This window comes from Aliiglaciecola sp. CAU 1673 (assembly GCF_029223185.1).
GTDB lineage: Bacteria > Pseudomonadota > Gammaproteobacteria > Enterobacterales > Alteromonadaceae > Bowmanella.
Genome location: NZ_JARHUG010000006.1, coordinates 11,920 through 27,084, shown reverse-complemented (window position 1 = coordinate 27,084; position 15,165 = coordinate 11,920). Strand labels below are relative to the sequence as shown.

At 50.7% G+C, this 15,165-nt stretch carries 18 protein-coding genes; 4 read left to right on the top strand and 14 right to left on the bottom strand.

Annotation, left to right across the window (positions count from 1 at the left end; all coding sequences use genetic code 11):
- Positions 1 to 48: 48 nt before the first annotated feature.
- Complete coding sequence (locus tag P2G88_RS07045; protein ID WP_275795108.1) at positions 49 to 666, top strand: AhpA/YtjB family protein; 618 nt, start codon at positions 49 to 51, stop codon at positions 664 to 666.
- Here P2G88_RS07045 and P2G88_RS07040 read toward each other — a convergent pair.
- The 10 genes from P2G88_RS07040 to rpoE all read right to left on the bottom strand — a co-directional run bounded on the left by P2G88_RS07040 (position 652) and on the right by rpoE (position 9,303).
- Positions 652 to 1,428 (bottom strand): TatD family hydrolase, encoded by a 777-nt coding sequence (locus P2G88_RS07040; protein WP_275795107.1) that lies wholly within the window; start codon positions 1,426 to 1,428, stop codon positions 652 to 654. The genes P2G88_RS07045 and P2G88_RS07040 overlap by 15 nt on opposite strands.
- Before the next feature lie 13 nt (positions 1,429 to 1,441).
- Entirely contained in the window at positions 1,442 to 2,086 is a 645-nt protein-coding gene (gene pdxH, locus P2G88_RS07035) for a pyridoxamine 5'-phosphate oxidase (RefSeq protein ID WP_275795106.1), read from the bottom strand.
- Between the two features lie 75 nt (positions 2,087 to 2,161).
- On the bottom strand, positions 2,162 to 3,070 hold the full coding sequence (gene era, locus P2G88_RS07030) for a GTPase Era (protein WP_275795105.1): 909 nt from the start codon (positions 3,068 to 3,070) through the stop codon (positions 2,162 to 2,164).
- The gene (gene rnc / locus P2G88_RS07025; protein WP_275795104.1) at positions 3,063 to 3,740 is read right to left on the bottom strand and encodes a ribonuclease III; all 678 of its coding nucleotides are present in this window, start codon (positions 3,738 to 3,740) and stop codon (positions 3,063 to 3,065) included. The genes era and rnc overlap by 8 nt, the downstream gene beginning before the upstream one ends.
- Complete coding sequence (gene lepB, locus P2G88_RS07020) at positions 3,741 to 4,664, bottom strand: signal peptidase I (RefSeq protein ID WP_275795103.1); 924 nt, start codon at positions 4,662 to 4,664, stop codon at positions 3,741 to 3,743. It lies immediately after the preceding gene.
- Entirely contained in the window at positions 4,665 to 6,461 is a 1,797-nt protein-coding gene (gene lepA, locus P2G88_RS07015; RefSeq protein WP_275795325.1) for a translation elongation factor 4, read from the bottom strand.
- Between the two features lie 189 nt (positions 6,462 to 6,650).
- On the bottom strand, positions 6,651 to 7,115 hold the full coding sequence (locus P2G88_RS07010) for a SoxR reducing system RseC family protein (protein WP_275795102.1): 465 nt from the start codon (positions 7,113 to 7,115) through the stop codon (positions 6,651 to 6,653).
- Positions 7,108 to 8,067, bottom strand: a complete 960-nt coding sequence (locus P2G88_RS07005) for a MucB/RseB C-terminal domain-containing protein (protein ID WP_275795100.1) — start codon at positions 8,065 to 8,067, stop codon at positions 7,108 to 7,110. The genes P2G88_RS07010 and P2G88_RS07005 overlap by 8 nt, the downstream gene beginning before the upstream one ends.
- Before the next feature lies 1 nt (position 8,068).
- Positions 8,069 to 8,662 carry an RseA family anti-sigma factor gene (locus P2G88_RS07000; RefSeq protein ID WP_275795099.1) on the bottom strand — a complete coding sequence of 198 codons (594 nt, stop codon included), beginning with the start codon at positions 8,660 to 8,662 and terminating at the stop codon, positions 8,069 to 8,071.
- Positions 8,663 to 8,724: 62 nt separating this feature from the next.
- On the bottom strand, positions 8,725 to 9,303 hold the full coding sequence (gene rpoE, locus P2G88_RS06995) for an RNA polymerase sigma factor RpoE (protein ID WP_275795098.1): 579 nt from the start codon (positions 9,301 to 9,303) through the stop codon (positions 8,725 to 8,727).
- A 294-nt stretch (positions 9,304 to 9,597) separates the two neighbouring features.
- Here rpoE and nadB point away from each other — a divergent pair, with 294 nt between their 5' ends.
- Positions 9,598 to 11,187 (top strand): L-aspartate oxidase, encoded by a 1,590-nt coding sequence (nadB, locus tag P2G88_RS06990; RefSeq protein WP_275795097.1) that lies wholly within the window; start codon positions 9,598 to 9,600, stop codon positions 11,185 to 11,187.
- Positions 11,188 to 11,209: 22 nt separating this feature from the next.
- Here nadB and P2G88_RS06985 read toward each other — a convergent pair whose 3' ends face one another.
- Genes P2G88_RS06985 through P2G88_RS06975 form a run of 3 tightly spaced genes read right to left on the bottom strand, consistent with a single transcriptional unit; the run spans position 11,210 to position 12,739 of the window.
- Positions 11,210 to 12,070 (bottom strand): MaoC/PaaZ C-terminal domain-containing protein, encoded by an 861-nt coding sequence (locus P2G88_RS06985; protein WP_275795096.1) that lies wholly within the window; start codon positions 12,068 to 12,070, stop codon positions 11,210 to 11,212.
- Positions 12,067 to 12,510, bottom strand: a complete 444-nt coding sequence (locus P2G88_RS06980; RefSeq protein WP_275795094.1) for a protein YgfX — start codon at positions 12,508 to 12,510, stop codon at positions 12,067 to 12,069. The genes P2G88_RS06985 and P2G88_RS06980 overlap by 4 nt, the downstream gene beginning before the upstream one ends.
- Positions 12,488 to 12,739, bottom strand: a complete 252-nt coding sequence (locus P2G88_RS06975; protein ID WP_275795093.1) for a succinate dehydrogenase assembly factor 2 — start codon at positions 12,737 to 12,739, stop codon at positions 12,488 to 12,490. Before P2G88_RS06975 ends, P2G88_RS06980 begins: the two co-directional genes overlap by 23 nt.
- 142 nt (positions 12,740 to 12,881) lie before the next feature.
- Here P2G88_RS06975 and ygfZ point away from each other — a divergent pair, with 142 nt between their 5' ends.
- Positions 12,882 to 13,841 carry a tRNA-modifying protein YgfZ gene (ygfZ, locus tag P2G88_RS06970; RefSeq protein WP_275795092.1) on the top strand — a complete coding sequence of 320 codons (960 nt, stop codon included), beginning with the start codon at positions 12,882 to 12,884 and terminating at the stop codon, positions 13,839 to 13,841.
- A gap of 1 nt (position 13,842) precedes the next feature.
- Complete coding sequence (locus P2G88_RS06965; protein WP_275795091.1) at positions 13,843 to 14,328, top strand: peptidylprolyl isomerase; 486 nt, start codon at positions 13,843 to 13,845, stop codon at positions 14,326 to 14,328.
- Positions 14,329 to 14,387: 59 nt separating this feature from the next.
- On the opposite strand, the gene P2G88_RS06960 is transcribed toward P2G88_RS06965, so the two are convergent.
- Positions 14,388 to 15,140 carry a transporter substrate-binding domain-containing protein gene (locus P2G88_RS06960; RefSeq protein ID WP_275795090.1) on the bottom strand — a complete coding sequence of 251 codons (753 nt, stop codon included), beginning with the start codon at positions 15,138 to 15,140 and terminating at the stop codon, positions 14,388 to 14,390.
- Positions 15,141 to 15,165: the final 25 nt, after the last annotated feature.

Genomic DNA, 15,165 nt, shown 5'->3' with positions numbered 1-15,165 from the left:
AGACTAAGCTTTGCTTTTTATTAGGGATCACCTATTGTTGCGGCCATGATGCAAAAGCCTTTACTGCAAGATCAGCTGGAGTTACCCAGCACTTATTCCATCTATAAACGCCTGGCCAACCTGGGGCTGACCTTTGCCGCCATTTATGTAGGCATTCAGCTTTGGATCTTCAGCGCCGGGCAAGATCAGGAGATCCTGCAAGCACAGGCAAATCAGCTTGGACACAGTCTTATTCGCCATAGCGCCAAAGTTGCCGCACATTGGATTACTCAAAACAACCCAGCCGCCATAGAACAAAGCCTGCAGCAACTGATTGACGATGATCATGTGGTGTCGGCTTCCTACCACAACGCCAAAGGAGAATTGCTCTACCGTGCAGGTAAAGACGATGCGTTAGTGGGATGGTTCGCCCAACCAGGGGAGCCTCCTTTGGTCTATGTGCAGGAAGTGATCGTAGGCGGCGAGTTACAGGCCTATCTGCGATTGCTGTTAGACAGAAACCAAGTATTGCAGTACTTCCAGCAATACCAGGAAAACAGACGTCAGCAAAGTCAGTTGTTATTAGCCATTGCCTTTGGTATCGGCGTGATGCTGACCCGAGCCTTCTATAAGATCCGTTATCGTCGCACCAAGGCGCGCAAACGTAAAATCTTACAAGCGGAATAGCGCTTTAGCATTCTCTTCCAAGGTCTTAGCTATCAGCTCTTTCGATTCTGCTCGAAGCGAGCACAGCACATCGAAAACCACTGGCAGGTATTCAGGGCTGTTGCGTCTTCCCTGGCGTCCCATCAGTGGCATATCGGGGGCATCGGTTTCCAATAAGAGCGCAGATAAAGGAACGTCAGCCAGCGTCTGTCGGGTTTTAGCCGCTCTTGGATAAGTGATTGTCCCCCCCACCCCAAGCTTGAAACCAAGTTCAATATAGCGTTTTGCCTGCTCCAGACTGCCGGAAAAAGCGTGGATAACGCCACCCAGCGCGAATTGGCTTTCTTTGAGGCATTGCATAATCAAATGATGGCTTTTGCGGTGATGAATAATCACCGGCAAGGTAAAACGCTTGGCAAGCCTAAGCTGTGCAGCAAACACCCTTTGCTGAAATGACATATCCACCTGTAGGTGGCCATCCAAACCAATCTCGCCAACAGCGAGGACGCTGTCACGGTGCTGATCTAATAATCGTGCTAACTGGCGCAAATCGGCAGGATGAAAATTCTCTAAAAAATAAGGATGTAGTCCCAGTGCGAAGTGTAATCTTGGAATATTTTCTTCCGGCTGCTGCAAGCAAAGTGCAATAAGCCCCTGCCACTGACATTTTCTGACACCGGGCACAATGATCTGGTCGACTCCGGCTTCTTTAGCCTTTTTCAGCACCTGCTGACGATCGGCATCAAAGGCCTCAAAATCAAGATGGCAATGGCTGTCTATCATTGAGTTGCCGCTATCAGGGCATTAATCGTTCGATGGCCCACTGTCCCTCAGCTTGCAAACGATAGACAAAGCGGTCGTGTAAGCGATGCTCTCCGCCCTGCCAGAACTCAATTTCATGAGGCACCACCAGGTAGCCGCCCCAGAAACTGGGCAGCGGGATTTCCCCCTTAGCGAACTTGTCCTTCATTTCCTGAAACTTGCCTATCAGCACCTGACGAGTGGAAATAGGACGACTTTGTTCCGATGCCCAGGCCGCAATCTGACTTTCTCTGGGTCGGGAAAGGAAATAGCGACTCACTTCCAAAGTGGAGAGCGGCACGGCACGTCCGCACACTTTGACCTGCCTCTCAATCAAATGCCAAGGGAAATGCAGCGATATCTTGTTGTTGGCGCTCAGCTCGTTGGCTTTGCGACTACCGGTATTGGTATAAAAAACAAAGCCACGATGGGAAACATCTTTGAGCAGCACGATGCGCTGAGAGGGCTGGCCATCCTTATCCACGGTTGCCACTGTCATGGCGGTCGGATCGGGAAGACCCGTTTTGATCATATCCTTAAGCCAAAGCTCGAACTGCACAATGGGATCATCATTCAGATCGGTGCGTTCAAGTCCACCACGGGTATATTCGCGGCGCATATCGGCAAGATTGTCCAGCATTTGCTCCCCTTAGTCGTAATGAGGAGTCAGGTGCAAGAAATGAAGGATATCCCCTCAGCCCCTACACTCGCCTCCTCAATCGTTTTCACCGTATCCCAGGCTACGCAGGGCTCTTTCGTCATCGGCCCAACCTGATTTCACTTTGACCCACAATTCCAGAAAGACTTTGTTATCAAACAAGCGTTCCATATCTTGTCGGGCTTCCTGACCAATGGTTTTCAGTCGTTGCCCTTGCTTACCGATAACCATGGCTTTTTGGCTGTCACGTTCAACCAGAATAAGGCCGTTAATCTGGTAAACGCCTTTCTCCGACAGTTTGAATTGCTCAATTTCTACCGTCACAGAATAGGGCAACTCATCACCGGTAAAACGCATCAGCTTTTCACGAATAATCTCTGCCGCCATAAAGCGAGAGGAACGATCCGTCACGTAATCTTCCGGGAAGAAATGTTCACTTTCAGGCAGTGACTTTTGTACCAACTTTCGCAACGATTCCACATTGCTACCTTGCTTAGCGGATACCGGCATAATCTGTTTAAAGTCATATTGCTTCGACAGCCACTTCAAATGGGGTAGCAATAAGTCCCGGTCTTTGATTTGGTCGATTTTATTGACCAACACCCAGCATTCCACGCCGGCTTCGCGGATCTTGTCCAGCACTAGCTGATCATCTTCGGTCCAACGGGTACCTTCGACAATAAACAGAACCAGACAAACATCACCCAGCGAGCTGGCAGCGGCCTTGTTCATTAAGCGGTTGATGGCGCGTTTTTCTTCTTTATGCAGCCCCGGTGTATCCACATAAACAGCTTGGTATTCCTCTTCGGTATCAATACCCAGAATACGATGGCGTGTGGTCTGTGGTTTTCGGGAAGTAATACTGACCTTTTGCCCTAAAAGTTTATTTAAAAGGGTCGATTTACCCACATTGGGGCGTCCGACGATGGCCACCAGGCCACAATAACTATGCGCTTGCTCATTCATGGTTCAGCTTCTCCAGTACCATCTTAGCGGCCTGTTGTTCGGCGCGGCGGCGACTATTTCCGCGCGCCACCACAGGCTCATCTAAGCCTGATACGCGGCATTCCACCACAAATGTCTGATCATGAGATTTGCCTTTCACATCCACCACTTCATAGTCCGGAAGTGGCAGCCTGCGGCCCTGCAGAATCTCCTGTAAACGGGTTTTGTGATCCTTGGGATGTTCATCCGGATCGAGGTTATCAATGCGTTCAGAATACCAGGTCAATATAAGATCGTTGACCACGTTAAGACCGGCTTCCAAAAATATTGCACCGATCACTGCTTCCACCGCATCAGCAAGAATCGATTCACGGCGAAAACCGCCGCTTTTCAGCTCACCCGGGCCCAGCTTAAGCAGGTCCCCCAGTTCAAACTCCCTGGCCAGTTCTGCCAGGGTTTCCCCTTTTACCAGAGTGGAACGCATTCTGGTGAGTTTGCCCTCGGGTTGACCCGGAAAACGCTGATAAAGCTCCTTGGCAATCACCATCCCAAGCACCGAGTCCCCGAGGAACTCCAAACGCTCATTATGCTGCTTACTGGCGCTTCTGTGAGTCAGGGCAAGCTCTAATGCCGCCTCATCGGCAAAGCGATATCCAAGCTTTTTATACAGGGCGTGATACGATCCCCCCATCTAGTGGATACCACCGATACGCTCGAAGCGCACGCCGGTTGGGATCCAACCAGGTACCCAACTGCTGGGCGGACGATCAAACTCAAAACTAATCCAAATGGCCACGGCTTTACCAACCAGGTTTTCATCAGGCACAAAGCCCCAATAGCGGCTGTCTCGGCTGTTGTCCCTGTTGTCACCTAGCACGAAGTAATGCCCTTCAGGCACCAGGAACTCACCTGGCTCGGTACCAGGCTGACTATGGTAAAACTGTGGGTGGGGTAATATGGCAGGATTACGCAAAATCTCATGTTCAACCTCACCCAGCTTTTCGCTGAAGCGCTCTAACGGCACCATATCCTGATAGAACTCACCGCGTTTTTGGAAGCTTAAGTCCACCGGTGACATCGGTGGGCACTCTTTGGGATCGGCTTGAGCACAGGCGGGTTTGATAAATACCTGCTTATCACGATAAATGACCCGATCTCCTGGCAGACCAACCACACGCTTAATAAAGTCCACATTGGGATCTTCAGGATATTTAAACACCACAATATCGCCGCGCTGAGGACTGCCGGTTTCGATAAATTTGTGCCGGGCAACCGGATCTTTCAGGCCATAAGAAAACTTCTCCACCAGGATAAAGTCTCCCACCAACAGCGTCGGCATCATTGATCCTGACGGAATCTGGAAAGGCTCATACAAAAAAGAGCGCAGCACCAGTACAAAAGCGATGACCGGGAAAATCTGCTGTGCGGTATCCACGATGTAGGGAACCGGCGCCACTTTCTGCAATGTTTCCTCATCCAGCGCACCTTGCGTGCTGGCGCGGGCAACAGCCAGCTTTTCCTTGCGCTTAGGTGCCCACAACAGGCTGTCAGCCAACCAAATCAGGCCCGACGCCACAGTGACGATGACCAGGAAAATCGAGAAATAGTTTGCCATTTACTTTCCTACTTTAAGCACGGCCAGGAAGGCATCTTGTGGCAATTCCACATTACCCACCTGCTTCATCCGCTTCTTACCTTCTTTTTGCTTCTGTAACAGTTTTTTCTTACGACTGACGTCACCACCGTAACACTTGGCCAATACGTTTTTGCGTAATTGCTTTACCGTGCTTCGTGCGATGACGTGGTTACCAATCGCTGCCTGAATAGCAATATCGAACATCTGTCTGGGGATCAATTCCTTTAGCTTATCGACCAGGTCACGACCACGATATTGCGAATTTTCTCTGTGGGTGATCACCGCCAGGGCATCCACGCGCTCGCCGTTGATCATGATATCCAAACGCACCATATCCGCCGTTTGGAACTTCTTGAAGTTGTAATCCAAAGAGGCGAAACCGCGACTGGTGGATTTGAGACGGTCAAAGAAGTCCATCACCACTTCCGCCATAGGCAGCAAATAGGTAATGGCCACCTGATTGCCATGGTAGGTCATGTTGGTTTGGACGCCGCGCTTCTCCACACACAGTGTGATCACGTTGCCCAGATATTCCTGAGGCACCAGGATATTGGCTTCTACGATCGGCTCGCGGATCTCTTCAATGTTGTTTATCGGTGGCAACTTGGAAGGGTTGTCCACATAAATCGTTTGGCCATCGGAGGTGGTGACCTCATAGACCACGGTCGGTGCGGTGGTAATCAAATCCAGGTCGTATTCGCGCTCCAGGCGTTCCTGGATGATCTCCATATGCAACATGCCAAGGAAGCCGATACGAAAGCCAAAACCTAAGGCGGTGGAGTTCTCTGGCTCAAAAAACAAAGAGGCATCATTTAAACTTAATTTGTTCAGGGCATCACGAAAGTCTTCGTAATCGTCTGAGGAGATGGGGAACATACCCGCATACACCTGGGGCTTAACTTTTTTAAAGCCAGGCAATGCTTTTTCAGCGGGTTGTTTGGCCAGGGTGATGGTATCCCCCACCGGCGCACCATGAATTTCCTTGATACCGGCAATAATAAAGCCTACCTCGCCAGTGCGAAGTACGCCCATGTCGGTGGCTTTGGGAGTGAACATACCAATCTTGTCGACCAAATGGGTCTGGCCGTTAGACATAATCTTGATTTTGTCACCGGCTTTAAGTTCACCGTGCATTACGCGAACCAGTGATACCACGCCTTGGTAATTATCGAACCAGGAGTCAACGATAAGGGCTTGCAGTGGGCCTTCAGCATTGCCCTCTGGTGGCGGTACCCTTTTTACAATGGTTTCCAATACGTCAACAATGCCCACACCGGTTTTGGCCGAACAGCGCACCGCATCCATGGCATCGATACCTACGATATCTTCAATCTCGGCGGCAACGCGATCCGGATCGGCCTGCGGCAGGTCAATCTTATTCAGAACCGGTACCACTTCCAGGTTCATCTCGATGGCGGTATAGCAGTTGGCCAGCGTTTGCGCTTCTACGCCCTGACCCGCATCCACCACCAGCAGAGCTCCTTCGCAAGCCGCCAGTGAACGGGAAACTTCATAGGTAAAGTCCACGTGCCCGGGCGTATCGATAAAGTTAAGCTGGTAGATTTCCCCATCTTTGGCCTTGTACTTGAGGGTGACGCTTTGGGCCTTGATGGTGATGCCACGCTCACGCTCTAAATCCATGGAGTCCAATACCTGAGCTGCCATTTCACGGTCAGTCAAACCACCGCAATGTTGGATCAAGCGGTCTGAGAGCGTGGATTTGCCATGGTCAATGTGGGCAATAATGGAGAAGTTGCGAATATGCTTATGTTGCATGCTGTTATCTGACATGTACCTGCTACTTAAATACGATAGCCGTAAACCGGCCGCTTTGGTTACCCGGCGTTGGACTTTCCACGCCTTGGCGCACTGAAATTGGCGGCGATTTTACCGTTTTCTTGGTCTTTTGGCGATCTGGATCTGTGTGTCTTTGTACAAAGCAGAGAGGCGAGATAGGTTAACAGCCTAATTGCTGGGCGCTCCGCTACCGGAAATCACTTCCAGTAACCTGGGATGATAACGCTGGTTTGGCGCACGATTGAGGTTGCGTCTCACGGCCAGGAAGCAAAGTGTCATCGCACTCAAGGAAGACAGAATAATCCAACCTTCTCCTTGAATAGACAGCATCTGCAATACCAAGTGGCTGACAAAAGCCGCCCCTAACAAGGCCAGTAGTGGCAGCAGATAAACCAGCATGGACGCCCCGAGTAAGTCCTGTTCAGGCACTCCCAACTTCACCCTTTGTCCGACTTGAGCAGGCTGCTGGCAGCGGAAGATAAGGGTCTGTTTTTTGGGCGAAAAAGAGCGAGCGATAGCGCCGGTGCCACAGGTCTCCTGAGCAACACAGCCACCACAGGTGGTTTTAATCTCTGTTTCAACCCAAATATGGTCACCGTCCACGGCCTTAATTACGCCTACTTCTTCAATCATTGCCTTTTACCAGGGTAATAGAGTTTGCGATGGTACTGGCAGTTTGTGGCGGCACCTTGCCCACCACAGTGACTTCAAGTGCGCCTTGCTGAAGAGACAACAGGGTATTGGCGCCGTAGCGTAGCCAACCATTCTCGGATGTGCCGGGATCAACTGCCTGCAAATAGACCGAGACATCCACCAAACCATCACTGAGCATGGCGTACTCGACCATCTGACCGGTCATGGGCAGGCGATGAATATCGCGACGCAGGATCTGCATCCCTTCGGGTAACCAGCCAATTTGCCAGCGGATTGGTAATGGACCGGTATCGCTCATCTCAACCAATTCCGGTAATTTCGACTTCTCAATACGAGAAAAATACTCATCGGGCTCTGCAGTAACCTGCAACGACGTCACCTGCACTTGCTCAAGCACTTCGCCCTGCACATCGGTCATATCCAGCTTCAGCAACAACCCGGATTCCTGATCAAGCCACAGATTAAAGCCATAACGGCTTTTATCCTTACTGACGATACGAATCTGCTGCGCCGAACGACCGGAAATCCGGCTGCGTCCAATCATCACATAGTCATAAGCATGCTCAAGGGCATGGGGATTTCTGAATAATTCTGCAGGTAATGGGCCGTTTATCACATCTGAGCGCAGCGAGAAGGCGGGTACATTAGGTTCAAAGTAACTGACCAAATCATCCACCCGCACAATTTCCCGCCCAGGTCCGTTTTGCAGGCTCAGATGCTCCATTTCGATGTCGTCTACCAGTGCATGACGCCACAGGTAGGGTTCAAATTCCCCATTGGGCTGAAGTACCACAAACGAAATCTGATAATTTAAACCACGAAGAGCCGAGGCCATTCTCTGCAGCCAGTCCTCGGGCGTCCCTTCCGGTTGTGCGAACAAAAAACCACACCAGCCCCAAAGGACCAGTGTGATGATACGAATAGATTTCATATTATTGCTGAGGCTGAGTGGAATCTTCGGCTTCCTGCTTCTGGGCAGCGGCTTGCTCTTCGGCCTTCAGCCGCATTTGCCGCTGATGATCGGCAAGATAAGCATTGATGCGACGTTTCTGCTCCAAGGTATCGGCTCTTGGCATCACATGAGTCTGTTCAAGACTCACGGGAGACAACCCGCCCATCTGCGTACCAGGCAATTGCCAGGCAGGGGCTGAGCTGAAGGGCTGTTCCGGGGTTGGCTGATTAAATTGCTGTACACCCAAAATAACCGCTGCAGCTACCGAGGCGGCGACGGCGAACTGACCGCCCTGCCGGATCCAAGGGATGACGTGCCCAACCAAAGGTAAGGATTTGGATTTGCGTTGGGGGGCCAGAATGGCTGGTTCAGCTTCGATAGCCGCCGCCACCCTGGCACTGATATCCAGATGCAAAGTGGGCGGAAGCTCCTTTCGCAAACCGTCTCTAATCAGGTGATAACTGCGCCATTTGTCGGCCACCCGACTGTCTTTGGCAAGAGCATTGAACTGATCATTATCCAATAGCTCCCCATCCATCATGGATGACAAATGTTCTGATTGTTGTTGCGTCATATCGTTTTTTCCTGGTTCTGCATCACTATGCCCGTGAAACATTGCAGTGGTTCACGAACCACTTAGCGTTGCAAGAGAGGCTGAATCACCTTATCAATGGCTTCCCTCGCCCTGAAGATACGCGAACGAACGGTGCCTACCGGGCAATCCATGACAGTCGCGATGTCTTCATAACTTAATCCTTCCAATTCACGTAAGGTAATCGCCATACGTAATTCCTCAGGTAAAGCATCCACTGCTTCGAACAGCAATTTCTCCATTTGTTCCGACATCAGTGTGCGTTCAGGTGAACTATTTTCCTTTAACGCATCACTGCCATCGTAAAAATCTGCTTCTTCGGCGTCAACATCATTGGCCGGCGGCTTGCGTCCCTGAGCAACCAAATAATTCTTGGCGCTGTTAACGGCAATCCTGTAAAGCCAGGTGTAAAACGCACTCTCCCCTCTAAAACTGGGGAGCGCCCGATAAGCCTTAATAAAGGTCTCTTGGGCCACATCTGCAACATCGCCGGTGTTTTTCACATATCTGGATACCAGGTGAGCCACTTTGTGTTGGTATTTAATCACCAACAAATTAAAGGCGTTCTTATCACCCTGCTGCACCCGTTCTACCAGTTGCTGATCTGTCTGTTGCTCGCTCATCTAGAGCCACATCTCCCTTAAACTGCTTTTTTATTTGATGCTTAGGCTCATACAAGCACCTAAGTAGACTGTGCAGTTGATTAAAAGTTCGGAAAAAAGTTGCTAACCGCAAAAAATATGCTTCTCGTCATCCAGTCTCAGCGAGTTAGTGTATATACCTGGACCATTCGATAGTATCATGGCGCAAGCCTGATACGCTTGGCGCAGCAGCTGGCAAACGGCCTCTTTCGGCTAATGCTCTGATGGTGTCCAAAAAAGACTAACTGAGACCAACGGAACCCGAACAGTTTACTCATGAATCAAGCAGTTGAACATCATTGCGATCTTCTGATCATCGGTAGTGGCGCTGCCGGCCTGAGCCTTGCTCTGAAATTGGCCAACCATTGCCAAATTATTGTGTTGAGTAAAGGACCGGTTGCTGAGGGCTCGACCATGTATGCCCAAGGCGGCATCGCGGCGGTGTTTGACGAGGATGACTCTATTGACTCCCATGTGCAGGACACCATGGAAGCAGGTGCCGGTCTGTGTGAAAAGGCTGCTGTGGAATTCACCGCCTCCAACGCCAAGAAGGCGCTTGAATGGTTGATCAATTTCGGTGTGCCTTTCGATCAGGAGAGAGATCCCCATGGTGGCTCACGTTTTCACCTGACCCGCGAAGGCGGACACAGCCACAGGCGCATCCTGCACGCAGCCGATGCCACCGGTGCGGCAGTGCAAACTACCCTGGTCGACGCCGTACGCCAGCATCCCAACATTCATCTGTTTGAGCGTTATAACGCGGTCGATCTGATTAAAAGCCGTCAGCACAAAAAGAAAGTGCTCGGGGCCTATGTCTGGAACCGCAACCGTGAACATGTAGAGGTTATTCGCAGCCGCTTTGTGGCCCTCGCCACAGGCGGTGCCAGCAAGGTTTATCAGTATACCTCGAACCCTGATGTTTCCAGTGGCGACGGTATTGCTATGGCCTGGCGTGCGGGCTGTCGGGTGGCCAATATGGAATTTAATCAGTTCCACCCCACCTGTTTGTATCATCCACAGGCAAGAAATTTCCTGATCACTGAGGCTTTACGCGGTGAAGGCGCTTATTTAAAGCATGCCGACGGTACCCGCTTTATGCCTAAGTTTGACGAGCGGGCAGAACTTGCCCCCAGAGATATCGTCGCCAGGGCCATCGACTATGAGATGAAACGCCTCGGTGCCGATTGTATGTATCTGGATATCAGCCACAAAAGTGCTGATTTTATTGTGAAGCACTTTCCGACTATCTACCGTAAATGCCGCTCGTTAGGGATTGATATCACCCGCGAGCCTATCCCGGTGGTACCAGCGGCCCACTATAGTTGCGGTGGCGTAATGACAGACTTCAATGCCTGTACCGATCTCGACAACCTTTATGCCATTGGCGAAGTGGCCTACACCGGCTTACATGGCGCTAACCGCATGGCCAGTAACTCGCTGCTGGAGTGTGTTGTTTTTGCCCATGCGGCGGCTGAGCATATTCAATCGCGCCTTACTCAGGACGAGCGGGAAGAAAACATTGCCCCCTGGGATGAGAGCAAGGTAGGTAACTCTGACGAAGAAGTGGTTATTCAACATAACTGGCATGAGTTGCGTCTTTTTATGTGGGACTATGTGGGTATTGTTCGTACCAACAAACGTTTGGAACGGGCGATGCGCCGTATCGAGCTGCTGAAACAGGAAATTCAGGAATACTATGCCAATTTCCGGGTCAGCAATAATCTGCTGGAACTGCGAAATCTGGTAACCGTAGCCGAACTTATTGTGCGTTGTGCTATGGAAAGAAAAGAAAGTCGTGGCCTGCACTATAACCTCGACTATCCCGAGCAAGTAGACAACCCTACCCCCACCATACTGACACCCTAGGCAATGGCACGCTGGCCGCCGTTTAGCGGCCAGTCAGACACTCATAATCACCGCTAAAATGCGTACTTAAACCATCTGCTGATAGCAAACCGAAGCGCCCCCCTTGCGGCTCTGAATGCGCATAAAATCCTATATCGCAAGGCAAGAGTATGGGTTTGCGAAAACTGACCGATATGCGAAATCGCTCGCCGAGCACTGAAGACAAAGCACTGATGCAGCGAGCTTTACTCCACATACCATGGGCGATGGGGGCGTTAAAGCCAAACAAGCGTGCCGACCAGGGGTACAAATGGATAGGGTTATAGTCACCGGATACCTTGGCGTACTGTCGACCAAGATCGTCATCAAGATGCCAAATCTCATCAACTTGCTGCAGATCTTGTACTGAAGATAGTGTTTTTGCAGGGGCTTTGCCGTGACGAGCCAGGTTAATGCTCTTCGCTTCCCAGATCAGCACATCGGCAGAGGTCACCTTGGTCACAATACTGAATTGCCAGCCCAACCGGTGAGGTTGGAGGTCCGCCAATTCACAGACAATATCCAGCTTCTCATCAAGACCCAACGCACGGTATTGCGTGATCTGATTTTCCATATGCACCAGGCCCATTACCCGAAATGGAAAACCTTTATCCAGCAATAACATCAGATGCAGAGGCATTGCCAGGCAGTGGATCCAAGCGGGATGCACAGCACCCTGCTGAGGCCAGGGAAGTAAGCTTTGATAGGCGCGCTGCCGATCACCAGCAACCTGCATTCCCTGGCAGCGTAATACCGTATCCGGCAGGCAAGGATGTGCAATATGTTGGGGACGTTTAAGCGCTGCTTTTAGTAGCAAAGTGGGTATGTAAGGCAGGGATTGCGGCGTAAAAAGCTTGGCGCTCATGAAACGTCCTTGGAAACGGTGATGCGCCTGATAATGCGACATAAACGCCTGTAATCAGTCTCAGATACGGCATCGCGAAACAGCCAGAACCACTGTTTTGGCTGATGGCTGAAGCGTGGCCTCAGACAAATCCACAGCATCAATGGGCTGATTCTTGAATCTGGATCAATTTGCAGAGGTTGCCCTTCTTCATCAAGATATAGCCAGTGGCCTTGCTCATCCAGATTAAACACCCGGGTCCGGGTTTTCCTGAATGCGGACGTTATTGCCGAAAGCACCACTGCAAGTGCCAACCCCCACTGAGCAAAGCTCTGCCAATGCCACACCTGCGGCTGCCACAATAATATAGCGCCCAGCAGCAACGCATGAACCGCCAGCACAGCATAGAAGCTGAGTCTGGAGCGGCGCGTGCTGATCCTATACTCTGCCTCGGTTGACAATCTTGTCTACCATGGCCGCCAGCTTGGCATCTGTACAGGCCTGATGTCCCATCACCCAAGCATATAAATCGGGGTCGTCACAAGTCAGGAGACGTTCAAAGGTTTCTTTGTCCTCATCGTCCAATGTCAGAAACTGCTGTTCATAGAAAGGTCGAAATAAAACATCTAACTCCAGCATACCGCGACGGCATGCCCACCCTATTCGCTTAGCTCTTTGTTCTGAAAACATTTAGTATCCTTTTCATCGCTATCCAAGCGGATGTCAAACTTATGCCGGTAGTTTAACAGTATCAACTTACCTTGGCTTGTATCCAATTGACATGCCCCCATAATAAGGCCATTGAATTCATTTATCGCTGTTCTGTTTTTCTATGCTTCAGTTTCCGCCCCTACCTCAAGATTTTGTCTGTCCTTTGCCGCAATTGGGCCTGGTTTCTGTTTCAGGTACTGACAAGATCACTTACCTGCAAAGCCAACTTACACAGGACCTCACTCGCTACTTCAGCGAGCCAGCGTCTGCGCAAACCGCCCTGGCTTGTCATTGCGATGCCAAGGGCAAAATATGGGCCGTCTACCGCTTGGTTGCCTGGCAGGAGAGTTTATTACTGTTAGCCGATAAAAGTGCCTTGCCACGCTCTTTAGCTGAACTTAAAAAATATGGCGTTTTTTCCAAGGTCGATATCGCCATGCAGAGCGCTTTAGAGGCTTTTGGTGGCCAAGGTCCACGGCTGCAAGCTTGGATCATCGACCAATTTGACAAACTGCCGGATGCGCAAACTCCGGTGGTAAGTCAGGACAAGGGCGTAGCCATCTATCTGCCGGCGCCATCGCCACGTTATCTGCTGTTGCTTACAGAGAAGTGTGCGATTGAATTAAAACAGCAACTTGAGCCTTTGCTTGCCTCGGCCAACCTGTGGACCTTGCTTGACATCCGAGCCTGTGAGCCGGTTATTTGTGAATCCACACAAGCAGAATTTATTCCGCAGATGCTGAATATGCATGTGCTTGACGCCATCAGCTTTAAGAAAGGCTGCTACATGGGTCAGGAGGTGGTTGCCCGAGCCAAATATCTGGGACGCAACAAGCGTGCGGCCTTTGTGCTTGGTGCTGAAACCCTGTTAAAACTTGCGCCCGGCGAACTCCTGGAAAGTCGCGCGGGTGACAACTGGCGTCCGGGCGGCACTGTGTTAAGCTGTGCCACCTGGAAAGAACAAACCTGGCTTATCGCCGTGCTGGCCAATGACACTCCGGCAGGTGAGCAGCTTCGCAGCAAGAGTTATCCTGAGACGTTGCTTGAGGTGCAACCTCTCCCTTATCAATTGGAAGTCTAAGATGAAAATATCCCCCAACAAAGTCGTCACCATGCACTACACCGTCAGCACCGCTGAAGGGGCACAAATCGACAGTTCTCGCGATGGCGACCCCATGAGCTTTATCCATGGCCAAAGATATCTGATTCAGGGATTGGAAGATGCATTGCTAGGCAAATCTGCTGGCGATGCCTTTAGCGTGAACGTGGCGGCCAAAGATGCTTATGGTGAAAGACAGGATGAGTTGGTACAGGTGGTTTCCAAAACCTTATTTGAAGACATGGAAGTGGAGCCAGGCATGCAATTTCGAGCTACCACCGACGATGGCGAGCAGTCTGTGATGATTGTCGAAGTGACCGATGACGAGGTAATAGTGGATGGTAACCATCCATTGTCTGGTGTTGATCTGAACTTTGATGTGGAAATCATTGAAGTAAGAGAGGCTACGGCAGAAGAGCTGGCTCACGGCCATGTGCACAGTGGCGATGGCTGCGGTCACCATCATTAATCTCTGTTGAAACAAAGAAGGCGCAGATATCCGCGCCTTCTTTTTGCCATTACTGTCAGTTATTTCCAGTCTTCGAGACCATAGCTCTCCATGATCTTGGCAAGTTCTCCTGATGCCCGTAGTTTTGCCGTTCCTTTATCAACCAAATCCATATACTGCTTGGAGCTGTCTTTCGCCGGAGAGCAGGCAATATAAATCTCAGAAGGCTCATCCAGGGTGCCTGCCAGCACTATGCCCGACACCCCCATTTCTTTAAGCTTGGCCTGCATCACACTGGGGCTTTCTATGATGACATCCGCTCTGCCCGCCTCCAGTTTTTTAACGTTTTTCTCCAGCGCATCACTGCCACCTAAGCCTTGAAAAACCGAGGGGTTATCTTCAATAAGCTTGTCCAGCGTGTCGCCATAGGCGTACCCGTTGATCACCGCCACTTTGCGCTGCAGCAAGGAATCTGGACCTGAATATGTCCAGCTATCCCCCTCTTTGACGAAAAAGCCAGTATCGTCAATGCCCCAGTTTTCATTGGGAAATATAAAATCCGGTGCATCCTCTTTATAGGCACCAACCACACAATCGAATTCTCCTTTTCGTACCGAGTCCACAGCCCGCTCCCAAGGCATCAGCTTGTAATCCACTTCATGCCCTGCTTCGGTGAATATACGGGTGGCCAGTTCAATCATAAAACCGGGTTTGGCGGCATCCGGCTGGCCATTGATGGGAAACCAATCGTCAGCCCGGATACTGATGGTGTCGGCCATACAACTTGCCGAAAAAACGGCGGCAGCTGTTGATAAGAGAATACTGGTTTTCATAACGCCTCCAAATGTAACTCTTTGA